Origin of the sequence: Salinicola halophyticus (assembly GCF_003206695.1) — a bacterium.
Lineage (GTDB): Bacteria > Pseudomonadota > Gammaproteobacteria > Pseudomonadales > Halomonadaceae > Salinicola > Salinicola halophyticus.
Map to the genome: position 1 here is coordinate 252123 of NZ_PZJN01000003.1, position 19184 is coordinate 271306.

Below are 19184 nucleotides of genomic sequence, written 5' to 3' on the forward strand. Positions count from 1 at the left end.
GTCGCCAATCCTGTCTGGCCGGGTGTGGGGTTATGTCGCACCCCAGGTCGCACCCGACGTCACGCTCAAAGTGAAGTCCTGTCGGGCCGACACGGTCTCGACGTTCGCTCGCTCGTGCTCGAGCAGCCAGCGCTTTCTGTCGACGCCGCCGGCGTAACCGGTCAGCTTGCCGTTGCTGCCAATGACCCGGTGGCAGGGCACGATCAACGACAGCGGATTGCGTCCGTTCGCGGCACCGACTGCCCGAACCGCGAGCGGCGCATCGACGGCGACGGCGATGTCGCGATAACTCCGCGTGTGGCCGAAGGGAATGGCTTGAAGCGCCTGCCAAACGCGAGTCTGGAACTCGGTGCCACGTGGCGCGAGAGGCAGATCGAAGGCGGTCAGCTCACCTCGAAAATAAGCTTCGAGCTGCTCTGCGCAGCGCTCGGTAATGGCGTTGGGGTGTTCAATGATCTCGCTGCTTGCCGAAAATGCCAGCCAGGTCAGGCCGCGCTCGGTTGCGCGTATCACGATGGGACCGAGCGGGATCGACGCCGGCGGATGATAGATCTGGACGTAGTCTTCATGGCGGGCCGGAAGGCGTGGATCATCGAGGGGCGAGAAATGTTTCATAGGATCTGATTCCACAGTTGCAGGGTGAGATAGCTGCGCCAGGGCGAGGCGGCAGCAGTGTCGATCGGCGACGGCACTGATGCATCCATGGCGGCGAGTGCGCGGCGCACGCCGACATCGCCGTCCAGCCAGACATCCGGATCGCCGTTGCCGCGAAAGGCGACCACGTTGGCCGTCCAGGGCCCGATGCCCTTGAGCGAGAGCCAATGATGAGGATCATCGCCGATCTCCCCGCCGGCGTAGGCAGTCGACAACCGGCGAACGGTGTCGCGGCGACTGCCGGGCAACTTGAGAAAACTCAGATCGCTGGCGGCAATGGTCTCGGCGGTGGGAAAGCGTCGGTGGCCATGGCCGTCGACTTCACCCAACCGATCGACCAATTGCTGGATCAGCCGGTTGGCGGCGGCGATCGAAATCTGCTGCCCCAGGACGGCGCGGATACCGGCCTCGAACACGTGCCATGCGCCCGGCAGACGCAGGCCCTCGGCCAGTGCCATCCCGGGGACCGACTGCCGCAGATGATCTTCGATGGTGCGGGTGTCGGCATCCAGATCCAGCATGCGGCGGATCTGGCGAACGATTGCGTTGAGATCGCCTAGCTCGCTGAGCTCTAGCGTCACGTCGAACTGATGGTGCTCGGGATCGTGCATGGCCTCGAAGTGACCGGTCGTCGTGCCGTAGCGGATCGTGCGGCCGAACGAGCCTTTGCCTACCCATTCCAGACCTTCGATGAGATGAAGCGCGTAGAAATGGCGTAGCCGTTCCCACTCATAAGGCGGGCGGTAGGCCAGTTTCAGGTTGAGTGCGGCACCGGGTTGGCTACGACGGCGTCGGATAGCGGAAGGCGTCAGCGACATCTGGCGTTTGAAGGCGTCGTTGAAGCGGCGCAGGCTGGCGAACCCGCTGGCATGGGCGATATCGGCTACCGGCAGAGTCGTTTCGTGAAGCAGTTTCTTGGCGAACAGACACTGGCGGTAGAGGGAGTAGGCCTTGGGCGATACGCCGAAACGCTGTTGAAAAAGCTGGCGCAGATAGCGCTCACCGATCCCCAGCCTCTCGCAGAGCGTGGTGATATTGCCGCTCTGCAGCGCGCCGTCGTCGATCAGGCTTGTGGCTCGCGTCAGCGTGGTTCTGGTGCCCATCCATGCGGGAGAATCCGGGGCGCTGTCCGGTCGGCAGCGTAGACACGGCCTGAAACCTGCGCTGGACGCTGCCACCGCCGACTCGAAGTAGCGCACGTGGCGTTCCTGTGGGAGCGTTGCCGGGCAGATGGGACGACAGAAGATCCCGGTGCTGCTGACGGCAATGAAGAAGTGACCGTCGAAGCGGGCGTCGCGGGCCAGGCGTGCACTTCGGCATTGTCGGGGATCGAGCATGGCGTGCGTCCTGATCATCGTCTCGGAGCCATTGTAACGCCTGACCACGGATTGGCTGGCCGGATCCGGCACTCAATGATACTCCCATCCGCGAAGCGAATTCGCTAAGCTGGCGGGACGTGGAAAGTTGTATTTTATGGGCCGAAATGAGGGAACTCGATGAAATCCGTATCGGTAGGCGGGCTATCCGTAGCCAATGATTCGCCGTTTACTCTGTTCGGCGGTGTCAACGTGCTCGAGGATCTGGACAGCACGTTGAAGGCCTGCGAAGCCTTCGTCGAAGTGACGCGAAAACTCGGCATTCCCTTTGTCTTCAAGGCCTCTTTCGACAAGGCCAATCGGTCCTCGATTCACTCCTTCCGGGGCGTCGGGATCGATGAAGGGATGAAGATATTTGAGGCGGTCAAGCGCGAATTCGACGTGCCGGTGATCACCGACGTGCACGAGATAGAACAGGCACAGGCGGTCGCCGATGTCGCGGACGTGATTCAGTTACCGGCGTTCCTGGCCCGCCAGACCGATCTGGTGGTTGCCATGGCCAGGACGGGCAAGCCGATCAATATAAAGAAGCCGCAGTTCTTGAGCCCGGGCCAGGTCAAGAACATCGTTGCCAAGTGCGCCGAAGCCGGTAACGAGCAGGTAATCCTGTGCGAGCGCGGCAGCTGCTTCGGTTACGACAATCTCGTCGTCGACATGCTGGGTTTCCGGGAAATGATGGACGTCAGCGGCAACGCGCCGGTGATCTTCGACGTGACGCACAGTCTTCAGCGCCGCGACCCGACCAGTGAAGCGTCGGGCGGTCGACGTCGGCAGGTTCTGGAACTCGCGCGTGCCGGAATGGCCGTGGGCATCGCCGGACTTTTCCTGGAGGCGCATCCCGACCCCGACAATGCGCGTTGCGATGGCCCCAGCGCATTGCCGCTGGACAAGCTCGAGCCGTTCTTGGCTCAGGTCAAGGCGGTCGATGATCTGGTCAAGAGCCTGTCCCCGCTAGAGATCAAGTGATGACAAGCCGAGATCGAGTGATGGCGCGCCCGGATCGTCGTGATCGTGTCGAGCTGGTGCTGTTCGACGTCGATGGGGTGCTGACGGATGGCACGCTGTTGATCGGGCCGGAAGGGGAAGCGCTCAAGCCGTTCAACGTCCGCGACGGCGTCGCAGTCGGCCTGCTGCGCCATCACGGTATCAAGAGCGGTGTACTGTCGGCCAAATCGAGTCGACCCTTGATCACCCGAGCGACACAGCTGGGCATGGACGTGATCAAGATCGGTTTCAGCCACAAGCTCGAGGCCATTCGTCAGATTGCCGAGGAGCAGGGCATTGTTGCGGATCGTATCGCTTTCGCGGGTGACGACATCATCGATATTCCGGTGATGCGGGAAGTCGCCGCGGCCTACGCGCCGGCCGATGCGCATCCTCTGGTTCTCGCCGCCGCCGATCACGTGATGAAAACCAACGGCGGCCGTGGCGTCGCCCGCGAGATCGCCGAGGACCTGCTGCTCGCGCGGGGGCTGGATCTGGCCGACATGTACGCGCACATGCTGGATGACGGTCACGGTCTGCACGGCATCGTTCAGTAATGCGCACGGCTGGTGGTCAGTAGCGCGAAAGGCTGGCGGTAAGCGGCCGTGAAGCCATCGTCAGCCGGCGTCGTTTCCTGACGGCGGACTCTCAGAAACCGAGAAGATGAACCATGGCCGGCAGCACGAAGGCCGTTACCAGGCCGGACAAGCCCATTGCCAATCCCGAAAAGGCGCCGGCCACGGCGCCGATGGAGGCGAAGCAGTAGGCCGTGCCGAAGCCATGGGCTGCCAGCCCCATCGAGTAGCCTTGGATGGTGGGATCCGTGATCCGGGTCAGTCGGAAAATCCACGGCCCTACGATGCACCCCACCACACCGGTCAGCAGCACCAGCCCGGCCGTCAACGAAGGAATCCCTCCGATTTTTTCGGCAATTCCCATGGCAATCGGAGACGTGACCGATTTGGGTGCCAGCGACAGCACCGTTTCGGGCTCGGCCCCCAGAACCATGGCGATGCCGACGGCAGAAATCACTGCGGTCACCACGCCGGCCAGGGTGCCGACAACGATGGGCCACAGCATGCGACGCACGCGTTCGCGATGATCGTAGAGCGGAATAGCCAGTGCAACGGTTGCCGGGCCGAGTAGAAAGTGCAGAAACTGAGCGCCTTCGAAATAGGTGGCGTAGTCCGTGTCGGTCAGAAGCAGGAATCCGATCAGCAGGGCGATGGCCACGATGACCGGATGCAGAAGCGGAGTTCCGCCCGCCCAGCGGTTGATCCTGGTGGCCACGATGAAAGCCAGCAGGGTGGCGAATAGATGCAACAGCGGACTGGCGGACAGATAGACCCAGACCTGCGCAAGGCCCAAACCGTTCATGTCTTGCCTTCTCGAGAAGGTTGGGTTCTGCCGGCGATACGCTGCAGAATCTGGCTGGTCACCAGAAGGGTCACCGATGTCGATACGATCAGCGTGATGATCAGAATCCCGAATTCCCGGCTGATCAGACCGAAATGCTGGATGAGACCCACGCCGGCGGGGACGAACAGCAGCGTCAAATATTTGAGCAACCCTTCGCCCGGCGTCCGCAGGCTGGCGGGAACGCTGCCTCGTATCATCAGACCGATCAACAGAATCAGCATGCCCAGAACCGGTCCGGGAACGGGGAGCGCGAGGGCGCGGCTGATGATCTCGCCGAGAAACTGGCAGCCGAGCAGAATGCTCATCCCGATGATCAGTGCCATGGCAGTATCCTTAGACTTTGGTCTTAGCGCTGATGGATTGTACCTGCGGCTCCAGCAGGAGACGAGGCTCGGTGCAAATCATCGAAGTGATAGGGAAGCCGTATCCGGATCGATCGGGCGCGGAACCGCATGCCTTCGCAAGCAATTGAAAAAAAAGCCTTAAGAAGCGCTTTCCATTTCTCGGGGTGCAAGGTAGTATACGCAGCGTTTCGCAGGGACCGAACTTCGGCGACTGATCGAAACCGGAGCGTGGCGCAGCTTGGTAGCGCGCTGCAATGGGGTTGCAGAGGTCGCAGGTTCGAATCCTGTCGCTCCGACCAAATATGAAAATGGCCATCAGANNTCTGATGGCCATTTTTTTGTGTCGACTTTTCAGTCGCTTTCGATAGGGATGCTAGGCCGCAGGTCGTGGATCGATTCGAATCATAGCCAGAGCAGTTCGATCAGGCCCATCCCGATCAACGTGACCAGTACCGTGCCCACGATATTCAACAGGAACCCGGCTCGAATCATCGATTGGATCTTCATGTGTCCGGTGGCGAAGACGATGGCGTTGGGGGGTGTGGCTACCGGCATCATGAATGCACAGCTGGCGGCGATGGCGGCCGGCACGGTAATCAGCAATGGATCGACGCCTAGCGACATGGCCAGTGCGCCGAGCAGCGGCAGGAAGGCAGCGGCCGTTGCGGTGTTGGATGTCAGTTCGGTCAGGAAGATGATCACCAGTACCACGATCCCGATCAGCAACAACAACGGTAGCGCACCAAACACGCTCAGCTGATTGGCGATCCAGTCGGCGAGCCCGGAGCCGCTGATGGTGCTGGCGAGAGCGAGGCCGCCACCGAACAGCAGCAGGATTCCCCAGGGCAGGTCCCTGGCGTCTTCCCACAGCAACAGCGGGCGGTGGCGCTCATTGCCGCTGGGGATCAGGAAAAGTGCGACGCCGGCCAGCAGGGCGATAGAGGTGTCGGAAAGCCATTCGACGCCCCAGTCGTTGAGTAGCGGACGAGTTACCCAGGCCAGGGCCGCCAGTAGAAAGACGATGCCGACACGGGCTTCCGCGGCGCTGAGCTTGCCCAGTTTAGCCAGCTCATCGCCGATGACATTGCCGCTGCCGTCGTCGAGCTTCAACTTGAAACCGCCGCGGGTCAGCCACCACCAGGCGACAACCATCATCGCGATGCTGACCGGCAGCCCGACCATCATCCATTGCGCGAAACCCAGTTCGATATTCTGTTCGCTCGACAGGTAGCCCGCGAGAATGGCGTTGGGCGGCGTACCGATCAGCGTGGCGATACCCCCGATACTGGCGGAGTAGGCGATGGCCAGCAGCAGGGCGGTAGCGTAGCGTTTGACCTCGCCGGAATCCGCGCTGGCGAACAGGGAAACCACGGACATGCCGATCGGCAGCATCATGATGGCGGTCGCGGTGTTGGAAACCCACATGCTGATGAAGCCCGTCGCCAGCATGAAACCGGCAATCTGTTGCTTGGGCTTCTGGCCGACGACGTTGAGAATGCGCAGCGCGATACGGCGATGCAGATTCCAGCGCTGCATGGCGATCCCCAGCAGGAAGCCGCCCAGGAACAGGAATATCGTGGGGTTGGCGTAGCTGGCGGCAGTACCCTTGAGCTCGGCGATGCCGAGCGCGGGCGCCAGCGGAATGGGAAGTAGCGAGGTCGCCGGGATCGGGATCGCCTCGGTCGCCCACCAGGTCGCCAGCAATAGCGCCAGTCCGACGCAGTGCCAGGCGGCGGGTTCCATGCCGGCTGGTGCCGGCAAGACCTGTGTTAGGATAATCCAGATCGGACCGAGAACGAGGCCGATGCGCGCGGCCATCGACGGGGCGCTTGGCACTTGATCTGTAGCTTCCGCCATCAGGTGAATTCCTTTTCGGGTGGCTTGAGTCGTGTCTATTCTACTTAAGATGTAGGCGCCCTGATGGTGTCGTGTCTTAGCCTTTGGTCTAATCGATAAGGCTGCCGCACATTCTCCGATCTGGTGGTGCCTTGCATTCCTGCGTTGGAGCTGTCTTCGCGATGGTCATGGTTCGTGGATCAACGTTCACGGATTAGGTGGCAGAAGCATAAAATTAGGTGGCAGAAGCATAAATAGGTGAGCTATTCGAGATGCTGTTACCCTTTTGGTCTCGAACCTTTGACCGCGGTCAAACATTTTCCCTTATAAGGTGGCGTTGACTGTCATGTCGTTTCCCTACGTAGCCGGATTCGCGATTCTCGCCGTTGTGATCATTGCCGCGCTCTCGATCTATGCCTGGCGGCTGTGGAGCGAGGTGAAGCGCCGGCGAGCGCTTCGAGCCGCTGAAATCGATCGTGCCAATCAGAACTGCATCGACAGTCTGGACGCGCTGTCACAGGCGATGACGGAGCGTCAGGTGGATTTGGTGGAAGGGGCGTTACGGTGCAAGGTACTGCTCGATATCATCGATAATCGCCTCGTCGACCGCGAAACCTGGCGGGTGCTCGGTGAAGTGCAAGCCGAGGCCGAACATTTGCATACCCATCAGGCACGCCGCGAGCTGTCCCCGCGTGAACGCCACCGCGAGGATCGCCAGCGAGAAGAAATGGCTCAGCGCCACGAGCATCGACTGCATCTCGCAGCGATCGAGCTTCGGCAATTTTGTCGAGAGAGGAAAGGGCGCAGCGGGTCTGCCGTTATCCATTGAAAATCGCTTCCGGCATCCGAGAAGAATGGGTTCATGGATCTGGGGGACAGGAGCTATCTCGCCACGGAAATGCGGTGTTCGGAATGCGGAGGCATAAAGAAAAAGTGCAAAGTTTTCGCTAATCCGCTTTGCCAATCTGGGAAATGGTGCTAAAACAGAACAGTGTTTCCCGACACCGGTTTGCATCTCGGGTTGGAATCGATAATGCTGTTGCGGAGCTGCAAAGGAAAGAGGCAAGGGGCATTGACCGCCGTTCATAGCGGTGTTGATGACGCCAGCCAAAGTTTTCTTTGTTATCAGGAGGGAGGGACCCCTTCCTCTTGGCGAATTCGGCTTCTATACTCGAAGCCGCTGGGTAACGCCCGTTACGACTAGCGCTGTGTTAAGAAGGAGTCTTACATGAAAAAATCAACGACTGGCCTGCTACTGGGTTCTGCTCTGGTAGTCGGTCTTTCTGGTTGTGCCAGTTCCGGTATGGAATCTACTGGTAGCTCGTCCGACCAGGCTTGGTACCAGTCTCCGTTTGTCTGCGGCATTGCCGGCGGTCTGATCGGTGGCGGTGTCGGTTATGCTACTAGCGGCGAATCCGACGAAGATACCGGTGCTGCAGTTGGCGGCGTTGCTGGTGCAACTGCCGGCGCTCTGCTGTGCGCCGATTACTCTTCGGACGTCATGGACAGCGACGGCGACGGCGTGCCGGACGATCGTGACCAGTGCCCGAACACACCGGCTGGCGTAGCGGTTGACGCTGTTGGCTGCCCGCTCGACACCGACGGTGACGGCGTGCCGGATTACATGGACGAATGTCCGGGAACCCCGGCTGGCGTTGAAGTCAACGCTCAGGGCTGCCCGCTGGACTCCGATGGTGACGGCGTGCCGGACTATCAGGACCAGTGCCCTGACACCCCGGCTGGTGCCGAAGTTAACTCCTTGGGTTGTGAAGAAGATGTCGTCCTTCGCGACGTCAACTTCGAGTTCGACTCCGCCAAGCTGACTTCCAGCGCAGAATCCATTCTGGATGGCGTTTCCGACAAGCTGATGACCAACGATAAGCTGCGCATCCGCGTTGAAGGCTACACTGACTCCGTCGGTTCAGCAGCCTACAACAAGGATCTGTCACAGCGTCGTGCCGACTCCGTGAAATCCTACCTGGTTAACAAAGGATTCTCCGGCGACAACATCAAGACCACTGGTCATGGTGAAGAGCAGCCGATCGCCAGCAACAACACTGCTGAAGGTCGTGCTCAGAACCGTCGCGTCGAACTGGGTGAGTGGAAGTAAGCTTTCCACTACACGTAGTTGATGTGATGATGAGGGCGCCTTCGGGCGCCCTTATTATTGGGTAAAAGAAAACTGGGTTGGCAAGAGAAGGTAGTGCTGAAAATCGGCGTCTTTGCCAGCGATGGCGAAGGCGTTTTCTCGTTGCAAATCTACGTTTTCGCGATTACCGCCATATCACGCGAAACCGCATCTTTCGAGCAACAGTGGGTTCGCCCGTATGCGAACCGGCGACAAGTGGTGCTTCTGCTTCATAAACGAGTTCATGTGATCCTTGGTGTGGACCACCACTGAACGTAAGGAATGTTTCATGCCTATTGTGACACTGCCTGACGGCAGTCAGAGAACTTTCGAAGAACCCGTGACGGTCATGCAGTTGGCCGAGTCCATCGGCCCTGGTCTTGCCAAGGCGTGTATTGCCGGCAAGATCGACGGGGTCGAAGTCGATGCTGCCGATATCATCGATCGCGATGCCGAAGTGGCTATCCTGACCGCCAGAGACGACGAAGGCGTGGCGATCATTCGCCACTCCTGTGCGCACCTGCTGGGGCACGCCATCAAGCAGCTGTATCCGGACGCCAAGATGGCGATTGGCCCGGTGATCGACGATGGTTTCTACTACGACATCGACTTCGAAACCTCTCTCTCCTCCGAGGATCTGGAAGCGATCGAGGCGCGGATGAAGTCACTGATCGATCAGGAGTACGAGGTCGTTCGGGAGTACGTGGGTCGATCGCAAGCGTTGGCTACCTTCGCGTCAAGAAACGAGCCTTACAAGCAGGAAGTCGTCGAGAGCATTCCGGAAGGCGAGACGATTCGTCTCTATCACCATCAGGAATATATCGACATGTGTCGCGGCCCACACGTGCCGAACACGCGGCATCTGAAAGCCTTCAAGCTGACCAAGCTGGCAGGCGCCTACTGGCGTGGAGATGCCTCGAAGCCGATGCTGACCCGGATTTACGGCACGGCCTGGGGTGACAAGAAGGCGCTGAAAGCCTACTTGTTGCGCCTCGAAGAAGCGGAAAAACGCGACCATCGCAAGCTGGCTCGTCGCTTCGACTTCTTCCATATGCAGGAAGAGGCCCCGGGGATGGTGTTCTGGCATCCTCGCGGGTGGACTCTCTGGCAGGCCGTCGAGCAGTACATGCGTGGCGTCTACAAGCGTAGTGGCTACCAGGAAATAAAATGTCCCCAGATCATGGACGTGTCGCTGTGGAAGAAATCCGGACACTGGGACAATTACGCCGACAACATGTTCTTCACCGAATCGGAAAAGCGTGAATACGCGCTCAAGCCGATGAACTGTCCGGGCCATGTCCAGGTCTTCAATTCCGGTCTGCGAAGCTACCGCGAGCTGCCGATTCGTTATGGCGAGTTCGGCGGCTGCCATCGAAACGAGCCTTCGGGCGCATTACACGGTATCATGCGCGTTCGGGCCTTCACGCAGGATGATGGTCATGTTTTCTGTACCGAGAGCCAGATCGAGCCCGAAGTCACAGCGTTTCATCGTCAGGCGCTGAAGGTCTACGGCGATTTCGGATTCGAGGACATCGCCGTCAAGATCGCCCTCCGGCCGGAAAAGCGTCTCGGAAGCGATGACACGTGGGACCGTGCCGAAGAGGCGTTGCGGGCCGCCTTGGGCAACTGCGACGTCGAGTGGCAAGAACTGCCCGGCGAAGGCGCGTTCTACGGCCCGAAGATCGAGTATCACATGAAAGACTGCCTCGGTCGCGAGTGGCAGGTCGGTACCATGCAGGTCGACTTCATGATGCCCAGCCGTCTGGGCGCGCAGTATGTCGCCGAGGACGGTTCTCGCCAGGTGCCGGTCATGCTGCATCGGGCGATCGTCGGCTCGATGGAGCGGTTCATCGGTATTTTGATCGAGCATTACGCAGGGGCGTTGCCTTTGTGGCTCTCTCCGGTCCAGGCTGTCGTGCTCAATATCACGGATGCACAGCGTGATTATGCCGAAAATCTTGCCAAACGCTTGCGTGAAGCCGGTTTTCGGGTCGAGTCGGACTTGAGGAATGAGAAGATCGGCTTTAAAATCCGCGAGCATACGCTGCAGAAGATTCCTTATCTGCTGGTTGTTGGTGATAAGGAAGTCGAATCGGGTGCCGTTGCATTACGTACCCGGTCCGGTGAGGATCTAGGATCTGTGACTGTCGATGCGCTGTTAGCGCAGCTTCAGCAGGCCAATCAGCCGGAGCAGCAACGTTAATCGCCAAATGGAGATCTAACGATCAAGCGTAATAATCAGCGCGGGCGCCCTCAGGAAAAGCGCGCGCCCATTAATGACCGTATTCATGCAGACGAAGTTCGCCTGATCGACGCCGAGGGTGAGCAGCTGGGAGTCGTTCCCATGCAGGAGGCGCTTCAGCGCGCCGAGGAAGCCGGAATGGATCTCGTCCAGATTTCCAATGCCGATCCTATCGTCTGTAAGATCATGGATTACGGCAAGTTCCTCTTCGAGCAGAAGAAGCAGAAGTCGGCTCAGAAGAAGAAGACCAAACAGATCCAGGTCAAGGAAGTCAAATTCCGTCCTGGTACGGACGAGGGTGACTATCAGGTGAAGCTCAAGAACCTGATACGTTTCCTCGAAGGTGGCGACAAGGGTAAGGTCACGCTGCGTTTCCGCGGTCGCGAAATGGCACACCAGGACATCGGTCGTCGACTGATGGAACGGATTGCCGCCGACCTGGAAGAGCTGGCCGCTGTCGAATCCTTCCCCAAGATGGAAGGCCGACAGATGATCATGATTCTTGCGCCCAAGAAGAAGTGATCCGCGGGCAAGTCGAACGGGAGACGGCGAGCGAATGGCGCCCGGCGTTTCCGGCCTCGGGTTTTCTAAAAAAAGCGGAGTGGAGTTTTTCCCATGCCGAAAATCAAGAGTAACAGTGGCGCTGCCAAGCGCTTCAAGAAGACTGGTAACGGCTTCAAGCACAAACAGTCTTTTCGTAGTCACATCCTGACCAAGAAGTCCACCAAGCGTAAGCGTCAGCTGCGTGGCATGAAGCAGGTACACGCTGCCGACAAGCAGCTCGTAACTCGCATGCTGCCCAATCTGTAACACTTGGTAGTCAGTCTTTAACGTCAGGAGAGAACTATGTCTCGCGTCAAGCGTGGTGTCGTCGCACGTCGTCGTCACAAGAAGATCATGAAGCAGGCCAAGGGTTACTATGGAGCGCGTTCGCGTGTCTTCCGCGTAGCCAAACAGGCCGTCATCAAAGCCGGTCAGTATGCGTATCGCGACCGCCGCCAACGGAAACGCCAGTTCCGCGCTCTGTGGATCACGCGTATCAATGCGGCGGCTCGCATCAATGGCATGTCCTACAGCCGTTTCGTGGCAGGTCTGAAAAAGGCCGGCATCGAAATCGACCGTAAGGTGCTGGCTGATTTGGCCGTTCACGAGAAAGCGACCTTTACGGCGCTTGTCGAGAAAGCCAAAGCTGCATAAGCGAGTCAAGTTCACCTTACGGGGTGACGAGTCGCATGACCGATCCAGGGGAAGAGCAGCTGCTCTTCCCCTGTTTTTTTAGCGTAGGTTTTATATCGTATCGCCGCGTCGTTCGTGACCGACGGCGCTGCGCCATGAATCACAAGCGGAGCTCGACGGATGGATCATCTTCCTGCCCTGGTCAACGAGGCGAGAGCGGCCATTGCCGCCGCTGAAGACGCCCAGGTACTCGATCAGGTGCGTGTTCGCTTTCTGGGCAAGAAAGGCGAGATTACAGCGCTACTCAAAGGGCTAGGGCAGCTGTCTGCAGAGGAGCGCCCTGCCGCCGGGGAACGGATCAACGAGGCCAAACAGGCCCTGCAGCGTGAGCTCGAACAGCGCAGGCAGATCATCGAGCAAGCCGCGATGCAGAGTCGGCTCGAGGCCGAGCGCATCGATGTGACCCTACCGGGGCGAGGCCAGGTCAACGGTGGCCTGCATCCCGTGACGCGGACGCTGGAGCGGATCGAGTCGCTGTTTCAGCATATCGGTTTCGAGGTCGCCGTCGGGCCGGAAATCGAGGATGATTTCCACAATTTCGAAGCGCTCAATATTCCCGCGCATCACCCGGCCCGCGGGATGGCGGATACCTTCTACTTCGATGCCACGCGGCTGCTGCGTACCCATACCTCGCCCGTGCAGGTGCGCACCATGCAGTCCCAGGAACCGCCGATTCGTATCGTCTGTCCCGGGCGCGTCTATCGCAGTGATTCCGATCTGACTCATACGCCGATGTTTCATCAGGTGGAGGGTCTGCTGGTCGATGAAGGGGTCAGCTTCGCCGATCTCAAGGGCACCATTGCGGATTTCCTGCAGGCGTTTTTCGAGCGCGACGATCTGAATGTGCGCTTCCGGCCCTCCTATTTCCCTTTCACCGAACCCTCTGCCGAGGTCGATATCCAGTGCGTGATGTGCCAGGGCAACGGCTGCCGAGTGTGCTCGCACAGTGGCTGGCTGGAAGTGATGGGCTGCGGCATGGTTCATCCAGAGGTATTTCGACATTCGGGGATCGATGCCGAACGTTATACCGGCTTCGCTTTCGGCATGGGGGCAGAGAGGCTGGCGATGCTGCGCTATGGCGTCAACGACCTGCGCCTGTTCTTCGATAACGATCTGCGTTTTCTGAGTCAGTTCAACTGATGTCCTCGCCCAGTCAAGGAGTATCCCGATGAAGTTTTCCGAAGCGTGGCTGCGCGAGTGGGTGTCACCGGCTCTCGACACCCAGGCGCTGGCCGATGCCATCACCATGGCGGGCCTGGAGGTCGACGCGGTCGAGCCCGTTGGTGCCATCTTCGAAGGCGTGGTTGTGGCAACGGTCATCGCCAAGGCGCAACATCCCGACGCCGACAAGCTCAATGTCTGTCAGGTGGATGATGGATCCGGCGAGCCGGTGCAGGTGGTCTGCGGCGCGCCCAACGTCGACACCGGTCAGAAAGTCCCGTTCGCGCGGGTCGGCGCGGTGCTGCCCGACAATTTCAAGATCAAGCAAGCCAAGCTTCGCGGCGTCGAATCCCGAGGCATGATCTGCTCGGCCTCCGAGCTCGGTCTGGAAGAAGGGCATTCCGAGGGTATCTACGTGCTGCCGGCGGATGCGCCTGTCGGGAAAGACTTCCGGGCCTGGCTACAACTGGATGATCACACCATCGAGGTCGATCTGACGCCCAACCGCGGGGATTGCCTCAGCCTGCGTGGCATGGCGCGTGAGGTCGGTTGCGTGACGGGGACCAAGGTGAACGAGCCGGGCATCGCGACGGTCGTGGCCCGCAACAACGCGCAGTTTCCGGTCGTCGTGAGCGATGGAGAACGTTGCCCGCGCTATCTGGGCCGGGTCATTCGCGACGTGGACATCACGGCGAGTACGCCGCTGTGGATGTGCGAGCGTCTCCGCCGTAGCGGTATCCGCAGTATCGATCCGGCAGTCGATGTCACCAACTACGTCATGCTCGAGCTGGGGCAGCCGATGCACGCTTTCGATCTCGATGCCCTGAACGGCGGGATCGAGGTTCGTCGGGCGCGATCGGACGAGCGGCTGACGCTGCTGGACGGACAGGAAGTGGTGCTGGACGGGGACACTCTCGTCATCGCCGACCATGATCGTGCGCTGGCGATCGCCGGGGTGATGGGGGGTGAGGCAACCGGGGTCAGTGGCGAAACGCGCAACCTGTTTCTGGAAGCCGCCTACTTTTCACCGCTCGCCGTCGCTGGCAAGGCACGCGAGTTCGGGTTGCACACGGACGCTTCGCACCGCTTCGAGCGCGGCGTGGACCCGGATATCACGCGCCCCGCCATGGAGCGCGCCACCGAGCTGCTGACCGCCATCGTTGGCGGATCGCCGGGCCCGATCACCGAAGTCAGGCAGCCGGCGCATCTTCCTCGTCGTCCGGATGTCGAGCTGCGTCGAGAGCGACTGTCGGCCTGTCTCGGAATTCGTCTGCCCGATGAAGACATCCAGCGGATTTTCCGATCCCTGGGGATGACGAGTTCTGCGCCGGGGCAAAGCTGGCACGTCCAGATTCCGAGCTGGCGTTTCGATATTTCGGTCGAAGAAGACCTGATCGAGGAAATCGCGCGTATCCATGGCTATAACCGGTTGCCGGTGCGCCGGCCTCAGGCGCGGCTGAGCCTGACGTCGGACGACGAGGCGTCCCAGCCGCTTCGCCGTCTGCGCCGCCATATGGTCTCGCGCGGCTATCAGGAAGCGGTGACCTACAGTTTCGTGTCGCCGGAGCTGCAGGCGTTGATCACGCCGGGCGCACTGTCTCCGACGCTGGCCAACCCGATTTCCAGCGACATGTCGGTCATGCGACATAGCCTCTTTCCGGGGTTGATCAAGGCACTGATACACAACCTCAATCGTCAGCAGCAGCGCGTGCGACTGTTCGAGACCGGGTTGGTCTTCCAGGGCGAGCTGGACGCGCTGGTGCAGACCTCGATGTTCGGCGGCCTGATCTGCGGTTCGCGGGAAGTGGAAGGCTGGTTTTCTTCCCGCGACGGTGTCGATTTCTTCGATCTCAAGGGCGATCTCGAGAGCCTGATCGCGCTGAGCGGCGAGGCAGATGCGTGGAGCTTCATCGAGGAAATGCATCCTGCCCTACATCCGGGGCGGTCGGCACGCCTTTATCGCCAGGGTAAAGCCGTGGGCTGGCTTGGGGCACTGCACCCGGCCGTTCGCGCGGAGCTCGGCATCAAACCCGAAGTCTATCTGTTCGAAGTGGAGCAGGAGGCATTGACCCGCGGCGTGATTCCGCGCTTCACACCGCTGTCGCGATTCCCGGAAGTGCGTCGGGATCTGGCCTTCGTGGTCAGCGATGACGTGGGCGTCGCGCCACTGCTGGACGCCATCCGCGCCCGGGCTGGTGAATGGCTCACGCAGTGGCAGTTGTTCGATGTCTATCAGGGGAAAGGGGTCGAGGAGGGCTTCAAGAGCATTGCCCTGGGCTTGACCTGGCAGCATCCTTCGCGCACTCTCAATGACGAGGAAATCAATCAGTTAATCGCAGGCGTGGTCGAAGTGGCACAAACTCGTTTCGGGGCCACACTGCGAAGTTGATCCGTCATCCTGCGCGAAGGGAGCGATCATGGGAGCGCTGACGAAAGCTGAGCTTGCGGAGCATCTTCACACCGAACTCGGTTTCTCCAAACGGGAAGCCAAGTACATGGTGGAAACGTTCTTCGAAGAGATTCGCGGCTGTCTGCGCGAGAACGAACAGGTGAAACTATCCGGTTTCGGTAATTTCGACCTGCGCGACAAGCGGGAACGGCCCGGGCGCAATCCCAAGACCGGCGAGGAGATTCCGATCTCCGCCAGACGGGTCGTGACTTTTCGGCCCGGGCAGAAGCTCAAGGCCAAGGTCGAGAGTTTCGACGGCGAGTTGCAGGAAGACTGAGCCGTTCTCGTGATCGCCATGACAGCCCGCCANNTGGCGGGCTGTCATGCTTTGGACTTTGCCCCGTGAGCCCGCATGAGGTCTATGCTAAGCTCCCGCGCAAATCAATTGCTGACAGAGTGTTATGCCCAAGCTAAAGATTATCGTCGGTACCGTCTACGGGGGGGCGCTCGACGTGGCGGAACAGGTTTCCCCGGTGTTCGAACAGGCGGGTTACGACGTTGTCATCATCGAGCAGCCGTCGGTGAACGACCTGATCGACGAGCCGCCGGATCTGGCCCTGTTCTGCGTGTCGACCACCGGGAGCGGTGATTTCCCGGGCGACTTCGTGCCGTTCGTTCGTCAACTCAAGTCCCAGCCGCCCAGCCTCGCATCGCTTCGCTACGGTTTGATCGCGCTCGGCGACAGCTCGTATGGGGATACGTTCTGCGGTTCCGGCCGGGCGCTGGACGAGATTCTGGCGGATCTGGGCGCGCAGCGTCTGGGGGAGCGGCTCGAGATCGACGCCATGGAAACTTTTATGGCGGACGACGCCGCACTTCCGTGGGTCGAATCATGGATCGAATCCCAGGGGCTGAGGACGTGAATGAGTCGCGCGGGCCTTCGCGTATGCCTTTGACCAGAACGCTGACCGCCACGCGCTGGAGCACGCTGCTGGGTCTGGGTTTGGTCATGCTGCTGTCACTGCCGCGCTACTGGTTCCTGCACGACACTCCCCGGTTGACACTGCTGCTGATTCTGGCGGCCGCAATCGTTGTCGCGTTGATCGGATTCTGGCGGATAATGGGGCCGGAGGCGCGCAGTCGTTGCCCTGGAGCGATCAAACATCTCGCTACCTGTCTGCTGGGCGGGATAGTGCTGATGATGGTCTGGCGCTGGTTCGATACGGCCGCCGATCATTGGGCGGTCGTCTTGTCCCAAGGCGCAGCGCTGGGTTTGCTGCTGCACGTGGTGGCTCGGATCTGGCGTCGTCGCTGAAGCCGTTATTGCTCACTCGGCGAGGCGGGATCTGGAATTGAGAGTCGTCGAGCAGATAGCATTTGCGGCGTCACTCAGATTGCCATCAATGGGACATGAAAACGAAGACGGCGGNNCCGCCGTCTTCGTTTCGCTATTTCTTTGTCTCTTTGCGCAGGGCCTTCGTGCTCTGCGATCAAGCGCCGTCAGCGCCAACGGCCCAGTCGGCCCGCGGTACGACGTCAGCCAAGGGTGTAGCAGGGAACGTACTCGCTGCCCGGTAGTTTCATCCGGCCCTGGGCCACGAATGAGGTCAGCAGTGTATCCAGCCTAGTCATCAACTCAGACTCCGCATGCAACCGGAAGGGGCCGCGAGCCGCGATGGCGCGCAAGCCGGGTTCCTTGACGTTGCCAGCGACGATGCCCGAGAAGGCCCGTCGGAGATTGGCGGCGAGCTCATGATTGGGCTGGTCGTGATGTAACGCCAGCGCGGACATCGCCTCGTGCGTCGGTTCGAAGGGCTGCTGGAAACCGGCGGCGATGTTGAGACGCCAGTTGAAGTAGAACGCGTCATTCTTTTCGCGCCGAAACTCCGCCACCTCCTGGATGCCGTCGCGCATCAGACGCGCAACGCTGACGGGATCGTCGACCACGATGCGATAGTGGCGACGAACTTCCTCGCCCAGCGTATAGCGCAGGAACTCGTCGATGCGCTGGAAATAGTCGTGGGCGCTCTCCGGGCCGGTGAAGATGACCGGAAAGGGGATATCCCGGTTGTCCGGGTGCATCAGAATGCCGAGCAGATAGAGGATCTCTTCCGCTGTCCCCACGCCGCCGGGAAACACCACGATGCCATGGCCGATCCGCACGAACGCCTCCAGGCGCTTCTCGATGTCCGGCATGATGACCAGTTCGTTGACGATCGGATTGGGGGATTCGGCGGCGATGATGCCCGGCTCGGAAATTCCCAGATATCGACTGCCCTTGCGCCGCTGCTTGGCGTGGGCGAGGTTGGCGCCTTTCATTGGGCCTTTCATGGCGCCGGGACCGCACCCGGTGCAGATATCCAGCCCGCGCAGCCCCATGTGATAACCCACCGCCTTGGTGTAGTCATACTCTTCGCGGGTGATCGAATGGCCGCCCCAGCACACCACCAGGCTCGGCTCCTGTGAGGTGCGCAGCGTGCTGGCGTTGCGAAGGATATGGAATACCGCGTTGGTGGCGCCTTCGTTGGTCCGCAGATCGAACCTGGGGTTGTTCTGGATCTCGTTGTAGACGTAGACGATGTCGCGCAGCACCGCGGACAGCTGTTCGCGTACGCCACGAATCATGTGTCCATCGACGAACGCGCAGGCCGGGGCGTTGGAAAGCTTGAGCCGGATGCCGCGATCCTGTTGCAGGACTTCGATGTCGAAATCCTTGTACGCTTCCATGACCGCCAGGCCATCGTCGGTCGGGGTGTCGCAATTGAGAACGGCCAGCGCACAGCGCCTGACCAGATCGTGAAGACCGCTCGTCGACGTATCTCTCAGCCGGTTGACTTCGGACTGGGACAGGACCTCGAGACTCCCCTCGGGGGAGACGATGGTTGATAGCGTCTCAGGCATGGACGGCATCCTTGTGGCAATGAAATCGGTAAATTAGTGCGCGGCACGTGCGGCGGCGGTCTGCCATAGCGCGGCAATCTGCTCGCGGTCGGTTTCGCTCATGTTGTCCTGGGCGAAGGTGCTCTCCAGCCACTGCCAGTAGGTCGCGTCGAAGTCGTCGGCGTCGACCTCGGCGGGATCGTATTCGGCCAGTTCCTGAACCAGACCGATTTGCGGAATCATGTAACCGAGGGCGAAAAGTTCGCCGTCATCGGCATTCTCTTCCATCACGAGTAGTGTTTGCTGCACGGCCTTGGCGCGCTGCGCGAAGGGATCAGACATAGCGTTCTTCAATCCTGGGTGAAAGTGGGTCGATTCTAACATGGGCGTTCACTCACCGCCGAGCCGGGCGGAGTCCGGCACAATGGGTGAAGGGCGTCCCCGGGGGTGCATAGGGCCTGACGCGTAGGGCCTGACGCGTAGGGTTGAACAGGCAGGCGTTTTTCGCCTCGGCCACGGCGTCGTTCACTCTCAT

Annotated in this window: 21 protein-coding genes and 1 tRNA gene; 15 read left to right on the forward strand and 7 right to left on the reverse strand. The window is 60.3% G+C overall.

What is annotated here, in order from left to right; genetic code table 11:
- Positions 1-30: 30 nt before the first annotated feature.
- Both DOM58_RS03230 and DOM58_RS03235 read right to left on the reverse strand, forming a co-directional pair.
- Positions 31-615: a methylated-DNA--[protein]-cysteine S-methyltransferase gene (locus DOM58_RS03230; RefSeq protein WP_110691748.1), complete on the reverse strand. Its 585-nt coding sequence runs from the start codon at positions 613-615 to the stop codon at positions 31-33.
- Entirely contained in the window at positions 612-1991 is a 1380-nt protein-coding gene (locus DOM58_RS03235; RefSeq protein ID WP_110691749.1) for an AlkA N-terminal domain-containing protein, read from the reverse strand. The genes DOM58_RS03230 and DOM58_RS03235 overlap by 4 nt, the downstream gene beginning before the upstream one ends.
- 159 nt (positions 1992-2150) lie before the next feature.
- On the opposite strand from DOM58_RS03235, the gene kdsA reads away from it, so the two are divergent.
- Positions 2151-2996: a 3-deoxy-8-phosphooctulonate synthase gene (gene kdsA / locus DOM58_RS03240; protein WP_110691750.1), complete on the forward strand. Its 846-nt coding sequence runs from the start codon at positions 2151-2153 to the stop codon at positions 2994-2996.
- Positions 2996-3571: a KdsC family phosphatase gene (locus DOM58_RS03245; RefSeq protein WP_223162124.1), complete on the forward strand. Its 576-nt coding sequence runs from the start codon at positions 2996-2998 to the stop codon at positions 3569-3571. The genes kdsA and DOM58_RS03245 overlap by 1 nt, the downstream gene beginning before the upstream one ends.
- Positions 3572-3662: 91 nt before the next feature.
- Here DOM58_RS03245 and DOM58_RS03250 read toward each other — a convergent pair whose 3' ends face one another.
- Entirely contained in the window at positions 3663-4391 is a 729-nt protein-coding gene (locus DOM58_RS03250) for an LrgB family protein (RefSeq protein WP_110691752.1), read from the reverse strand.
- The gene (locus DOM58_RS03255) at positions 4388-4756 is read right to left on the reverse strand and encodes a CidA/LrgA family protein (RefSeq protein ID WP_110691753.1); all 369 of its coding nucleotides are present in this window, start codon (positions 4754-4756) and stop codon (positions 4388-4390) included. The genes DOM58_RS03250 and DOM58_RS03255 overlap by 4 nt, the downstream gene beginning before the upstream one ends.
- A 243-nt stretch (positions 4757-4999) precedes the next feature.
- Here DOM58_RS03255 and DOM58_RS03260 point away from each other — a divergent pair.
- Positions 5000-5076, forward strand: a tRNA-Pro gene (locus tag DOM58_RS03260).
- Positions 5077-5179: 103 nt separating this feature from the next.
- On the opposite strand, the gene DOM58_RS03265 is transcribed toward DOM58_RS03260, so the two are convergent.
- A complete protein-coding gene (locus DOM58_RS03265; protein ID WP_110691754.1) occupies positions 5180-6634 on the reverse strand; it encodes an SLC13 family permease in 1455 nt (484 codons plus the stop codon).
- A gap of 325 nt (positions 6635-6959) precedes the next feature.
- Between DOM58_RS03265 and DOM58_RS03270 the strand changes: the two genes are divergently transcribed.
- The 12 genes from DOM58_RS03270 (at position 6960) to DOM58_RS03325 (ending at position 17084) form a co-directional block, all read left to right on the forward strand.
- Positions 6960-7442: a DUF2489 domain-containing protein gene (locus DOM58_RS03270; RefSeq protein ID WP_110691755.1), complete on the forward strand. Its 483-nt coding sequence runs from the start codon at positions 6960-6962 to the stop codon at positions 7440-7442.
- A 399-nt stretch (positions 7443-7841) separates the two neighbouring features.
- Entirely contained in the window at positions 7842-8723 is an 882-nt protein-coding gene (locus DOM58_RS03275) for an OmpA family protein (protein ID WP_110691756.1), read from the forward strand.
- A 93-nt stretch (positions 8724-8816) separates the two neighbouring features.
- Positions 8817-9014 carry a hypothetical protein gene (locus DOM58_RS03280; RefSeq protein ID WP_110691757.1) on the forward strand — a complete coding sequence of 66 codons (198 nt, stop codon included), beginning with the start codon at positions 8817-8819 and terminating at the stop codon, positions 9012-9014.
- Between the two features lie 16 nt (positions 9015-9030).
- Complete coding sequence (gene thrS, locus DOM58_RS03285) at positions 9031-10944, forward strand: threonine--tRNA ligase (RefSeq protein ID WP_110691758.1); 1914 nt, start codon at positions 9031-9033, stop codon at positions 10942-10944.
- 21 nt (positions 10945-10965) lie between these two features.
- On the forward strand, positions 10966-11505 hold the full coding sequence (gene infC / locus DOM58_RS03290; protein WP_075563794.1) for a translation initiation factor IF-3: 540 nt from the start codon (positions 10966-10968) through the stop codon (positions 11503-11505).
- A gap of 93 nt (positions 11506-11598) precedes the next feature.
- Positions 11599-11793, forward strand: coding sequence for a 50S ribosomal protein L35 (gene rpmI, locus DOM58_RS03295; protein ID WP_071230088.1), 195 nt, complete (start codon positions 11599-11601; stop codon positions 11791-11793).
- A gap of 36 nt (positions 11794-11829) precedes the next feature.
- Positions 11830-12180 carry a 50S ribosomal protein L20 gene (gene rplT / locus DOM58_RS03300; protein ID WP_075563795.1) on the forward strand — a complete coding sequence of 117 codons (351 nt, stop codon included), beginning with the start codon at positions 11830-11832 and terminating at the stop codon, positions 12178-12180.
- A gap of 159 nt (positions 12181-12339) precedes the next feature.
- Positions 12340-13359: a phenylalanine--tRNA ligase subunit alpha gene (gene pheS, locus DOM58_RS03305; protein WP_075563796.1), complete on the forward strand. Its 1020-nt coding sequence runs from the start codon at positions 12340-12342 to the stop codon at positions 13357-13359.
- Between the two features lie 28 nt (positions 13360-13387).
- Positions 13388-15769, forward strand: coding sequence for a phenylalanine--tRNA ligase subunit beta (gene pheT / locus DOM58_RS03310; RefSeq protein ID WP_110691759.1), 2382 nt, complete (start codon positions 13388-13390; stop codon positions 15767-15769).
- Positions 15770-15797: 28 nt separating this feature from the next.
- The gene (gene ihfA, locus DOM58_RS03315; RefSeq protein ID WP_075563798.1) at positions 15798-16106 is read left to right on the forward strand and encodes an integration host factor subunit alpha; all 309 of its coding nucleotides are present in this window, start codon (positions 15798-15800) and stop codon (positions 16104-16106) included.
- Between the two features lie 124 nt (positions 16107-16230).
- Positions 16231-16692, forward strand: coding sequence for a flavodoxin domain-containing protein (locus DOM58_RS03320; RefSeq protein WP_075563799.1), 462 nt, complete (start codon positions 16231-16233; stop codon positions 16690-16692).
- Between the two features lie 23 nt (positions 16693-16715).
- On the forward strand, positions 16716-17084 hold the full coding sequence (locus DOM58_RS03325; RefSeq protein ID WP_110691760.1) for a hypothetical protein: 369 nt from the start codon (positions 16716-16718) through the stop codon (positions 17082-17084).
- A gap of 221 nt (positions 17085-17305) precedes the next feature.
- Here DOM58_RS03325 and ppnN read toward each other — a convergent pair whose 3' ends face one another.
- A complete protein-coding gene (ppnN, locus tag DOM58_RS03330) occupies positions 17306-18670 on the reverse strand; it encodes a nucleotide 5'-monophosphate nucleosidase PpnN (RefSeq protein ID WP_110691761.1) in 1365 nt (454 codons plus the stop codon).
- A 33-nt stretch (positions 18671-18703) separates the two neighbouring features.
- A complete protein-coding gene (locus tag DOM58_RS03335; protein WP_157957479.1) occupies positions 18704-18991 on the reverse strand; it encodes a YfcL family protein in 288 nt (95 codons plus the stop codon).
- Positions 18992-19184: the final 193 nt, after the last annotated feature.